Here is a 4,816-nt window from a genome sequence, read left to right on the forward strand (position 1 = left end):
ATCCATTCCTGGGAAGATGTCAATATCATACTCATAATAGCTATCAATCGTATTCATCGTGTTATCACGGTTGATATCTTCTACATCTGGCAAGGTTGTAGAACCTCGATTATCTTGAGTAACGGTGGTAGGTGAATTACCTTCTGTACCATTATAGTTTTTATACCTCATAGGAATGTCTCCGGTGGCCGCTACAAAAAATTCATAATTATCACCAGCTGGATCTATAGGTCCAAATGCAGGAAAGTCTGCAAGCTCTTCATTATCACTATAGCCATCTAGCCCTATATCTTGATTTTCACGCTCAGCACCTTGTGTATCAAACGCATAAACTAATGACTGATTAACAGGCACTTTACCATAAGCTGTATTTACAGTTAAGTCTGTACCGCCATCATCTGGCAATCCATTTTCAAATTGCTTCCTATTATCTTTTAGGATATCTTCAGAAATACTCCCTAGATTTATAGAAATGGTACCACCATTATTTGTAGGATCATATTGAAACGGATCCATAATCCAAAATTGAATATACTCCACGTTAGTCTGCTCAAAATCTGTACTAGAGAATTGTCGCATGATTCCACCCCAATTATCTGCAGGATTAGGTAAGATATTTGTTCCCGCAGCTTGTGGATTATAATTATACTGTCCGCGCTCGTCAGGATAGTAAGCCATATCTAAAGTGTTAATCACCTGCTGCTGGCCTTGCTGTAAATCTACATTAGGAAATAATTCATCAATAAAAACGCGTCTAGTCCTGTAATCAGAGACGTCGTCATCAGTAATTCCTGTAGGTCTTTGATTGCCATAGAATATAGGGTCGATGGAATACCAAGCCATCTTTGCACGACTGAAATTGTATGCCAAAGGATTTGCTGGACTGCCCGCACCTTCAAAAGCTACTGGAGTACTGGCTAAAGACCAAGAAAAAGGAGTTAATATATCGATAGTCGTTTGAGAGCCTTCAAAATCATCAACATAAGCAGCTGCTTGCCCACCAAAATCATCTCCAGCTGGTGAACCTGGAAATAAATAAGCTATCTCACCTCTTAATGATAAATTTGATGGCACATCTGTATCAACATTAGGCAATTTATTTGCTAACCTAGTTAAAAATGGAACTTCTGTATTATATAAGAAGTTCATACCTAGAATCGTATTGTTAATAGGCTCAAAACCGTAAGTAGATTTTTGAGTAATAGGTCGTTCCTTCAGATTAAGGAATGTACCTCCTAAAATAAAATCATCACTAAATTTATGTTCTACATTAATACCTGTAAAACGTTTTGTTTGCTGATTGAAAACAGAATTGTTTTCTGTAGAAACTTGTATAGGTGTATTAGAATTTAATAAGGCTTGATCTAAAATAATTACACGACCTAATTGATAATCTACTGTATAATCAATTCCTTCTTGTAACGTTCTTCCTCCCGCAGTTACGGTTACGGAGCCTCGAGGAACATTAAAACCACCGATAGGAATTCCTTCTTGTCCAGTAGATTTGTATTCTCCTTTAATAAGATATTTGTTCTTATCTGCACTCTGTAATGCTTGCGCTTTTGTAGTACGATACATATCCCTATATACATATTGCGCTTGATTTGCATTATATGTAGAAGGGTCATTGTAATCTGTTCCTGGAGTATTATCTAACTTATTAAATATATGACTACCAAATGGTTCCACGGTAGTAAATATGATTCTACCATTTTCTTCATCAATAGTAAGCCCTGGAACATAATCAAAAAAACCATCACCTTGCGGCTGTGGATCACCTTGTTGATTCAATCTATCTAGATTAAAAACACGTATTAATGTAGTTTGATCTACATCATCAGGTAAGGCAACTGCAGGGTTTCCTATAGTACCTTCAGCAGCTGTGATATAGTTAAGCTCTGGCGGATATTGATAAAAGATATTTAATCTAAAATCTTCAGGAGTAAGTTGAAAGCCTCCTAGATTATAGATGTTCTTCATCATTAAATCCCAGATAGGCTCGCTTACATTAGTAAGATTACTCTTAAGCAACTTCACTACTAAACTTTGATTGTTAACTGGTGGCTGATTAGGATTAGGATTTGCCACAACATCTGTAGCAATAATACCATCATTAGCAAATTCACCTACTTGAAAGACTTGACCACCTACCGTATATTGAAATGCAACAGCGAGAACCTCGTCATTATTCAGTCGTTGTCTTAAAGAAATATACCCTAGCTGGGTATTCAAAATATATTCTTGTGGGGTTAGTTTCCTGGCATTTTCAAGAGTTACATAGTCAAAGCCTTCATTAACAGTTGCTCCACCAAAACCTTGTTGAACGGTAGCGATATCTCTTATCTGACTATTAAGAAGGGTTTGTGAACCTCCATTAATCCCTTCTGGATTAAAGTCGTTATTTTCATTATCAGGAAAGCTTCCTGCGGGAACATTTAAAAATCCACTAGGCACTGTATCTAACCCTATATTTTCAGGATCTGACTCTCCTATGTCTTGAATAGCAACTAAATTACGTACATCTTGAGTTCTATTACCTCGGTTAGTTATCCATACCTCAGCTCTAGTAATTTGAATGTTATTTCTTATGAACGGAAAGTCCTGTAGAGCAGTATCATAGTTATCTCTAAAGTAATGAGAAAGAAAATAGTGGCGGTTCTCATCATAATCTAATGAGAAAAAATCAAAATCATTGACCGTTGCTCCTCCAGCTGCTTGCACTGTTCTAGACTCAGATTGTTGCTCAGAAAAAACAGCTGTAATTCTAGTCTTACCAAATTGCAACTCTGTTTTGATACCGAATAAACTCTGAGCTCCTCGTATCAATTGAGAATTTAAAGGCATTGCCACATTACCGACTTCTATGCTCTGTAAAATATCATCTTCTGTAGGAGTGTAATCTAACTTGATTTGATTCTGGAAATTAAAGGTACTTTGTGTATCATAATTTGCATTTACCTGTAATCTAGTACCTACTTTACCTACCAGACTTAGGTTAATACGCTGATTGAAATCAAAAGTTAAGTTTTGTCTGTTTCTAGGAGAAAAACTAGGGTTATCTGATCTATTGAACAATAAACCTAGATCTACTTCTACAGAGCCTTGAGGATCAATATCAATTTCAGTACCTCCAAAAATCGATTCAAATAAATCTGAATTCACGTAAAAATTAGGAAGTAAATCTTTTTGTTTTTCTTTATCTTCTTTAGACTTACCAGCTATGGCAGCAGCTTTCTCCTTGAAATAATCGCGCATTTGCTGCTTCAGTACTAGATCTAAGTATTGTTCCCTTGTCAATATAAATGGAAAATCAATATTATAACCGTTAAAGGTGCTGGAGTATATGTAGCGATCTAGATTTGCATTGTACTTATATAAAGTGGTAATGCTTGGAGGATCTGGCAACTGTAACGTTCCTAGCCTCACTCCAGTTTTAATAGAATCTTGTGCGGTTTGATTAGGTTCTTGCGCTTTCGCGAAAGCGGAAACCAAAAGGCATAAAATAAAGGCAACAAACCTTAAGTTAGTAGTATGATATTTCAAATCTTATAACTGTTTAAGTGCTTGTTTTATAAGTTGTTCCGTAGTCGCATCGGGCTGAGAAGATAGTATTTTGTCCACCACTTTTTGGGCTTGCTTACGCATATATCCTAATGTTTCTAATGCAGATAACGCTTCTTCTCGTCCAGTATTGCTTGCTACTACTGTTAAATCTGGATTATCGAGCACTTGTAAGATTTTATCTTTTAAATCCAGTATTACACGCTGGGCTCCTTTTGCTCCTATTCCTTTGACACTTTGTATTGTTCGTGCATCTCCAGACGCAATAGCTTGAGCTATTTGATTAGGATCGAGACTAGAAAGCATGGTTCTAGCAGTATTTGCACCTATACCAGATACAGAAAGTAGTAGTTTAAATATTTCTCGCTCTGTTTTTTCCATAAAACCGAATAAACGGTGAGCGTCTTCTCTAACTAACTGGTAGGTAAATAATTTAATTAACTCACCTTCAGGAATTAAAGAATACGTGTGAAGGGAAATTTCTACAAGATATCCTACTCCAGCACAGTCTATGACTACATCAGTCATATTCTTCTCTACTAGTTTACCTTGAAGTTGTGCAATCATTATTTAACATATTTTAAGAAATCAAATGTAAGAAAATATTAATGATCAAATGTTAAGCACGCAAGTAGTTTTAAAGGCTCTTTTTTGCGTGCTTTTCTTTTTGTTGTGCATCGATTACAGCTACCGCTGCCATGTTTACAATTTCATCAACACTAGCTCCTAATTGCAAAATGTGTACTGGCTTTTTCATACCCATCATTATAGGACCTATAGAATCTATACCATTTAATTCTTTAAGCATTTTGTACGAACTATTAGCGCTTTCTAGATTAGGAAACACTAAGGTGTTTACTTTCTTACCTGCTAGCTTTGAGAAAGGAAATTTACTCTTAAGCAATTCTTGATTTAAAGCAAAATCTGTTTGAAGCTCTCCATCTACCACTAAATCTGGATAGTACTGATGCAAATATTTAACCGCTTCGGTAACTTTTGAAGCGTTAGGATGTGAAGACGACCCAAAATTTGCGTATGATGTCATCGCAATGACAGGTGACACACCAAACATGGAAGCTGTACGACCAGTCATTTGAGCAATCTTAGCCAATTCTATAGCGTCTGGATTAATATTTATAGAAGTATCAGAAACAAATAATGGGCCTCTCGCCGTGATCATTAAGTTAGTAGTAGCTATCTTATCCACACCAGGAGATTTTCCTATTATCTCCATCATAGGTTTTATAGAGATAGG

General features: G+C 36.2%; 3 protein-coding genes. All 3 read right to left on the reverse strand.

Annotated elements, in window-relative coordinates; all coding sequences use genetic code 11:
* Nucleotides 1-3,543: cell surface protein SprA (gene sprA, locus A9Q93_RS08490; RefSeq protein WP_303686962.1), on the reverse strand; the 3,543-nt coding region annotated here is incomplete at its 3' end.
* Nucleotides 3,544-3,546: 3 nt separating this feature from the next.
* Nucleotides 3,547-4,128: a Holliday junction branch migration protein RuvA gene (gene ruvA / locus A9Q93_RS08495; RefSeq protein WP_303686963.1), complete on the reverse strand. Its 582-nt coding sequence runs from the start codon at nucleotides 4,126-4,128 to the stop codon at nucleotides 3,547-3,549.
* 70 nt (nucleotides 4,129-4,198) lie between these two features.
* Nucleotides 4,199-4,816 (reverse strand): phosphate acyltransferase (locus A9Q93_RS08500; protein ID WP_303686964.1); only part of this gene is annotated, 618 nt, incomplete at its 5' end.

This window comes from Nonlabens dokdonensis, assembly GCF_002162835.1.
GTDB classification, from domain to species: Bacteria; Bacteroidota; Bacteroidia; order Flavobacteriales; family Flavobacteriaceae; genus Nonlabens; species Nonlabens dokdonensis_B.

Coding starts and splice junctions, on each gene's coding strand:
- ruvA (WP_303686963.1), bottom strand. CDS start 4,128: ATGATTGCACAACTTCAAGGTAAACTAGTAGAGAAGAATATGACTGAT.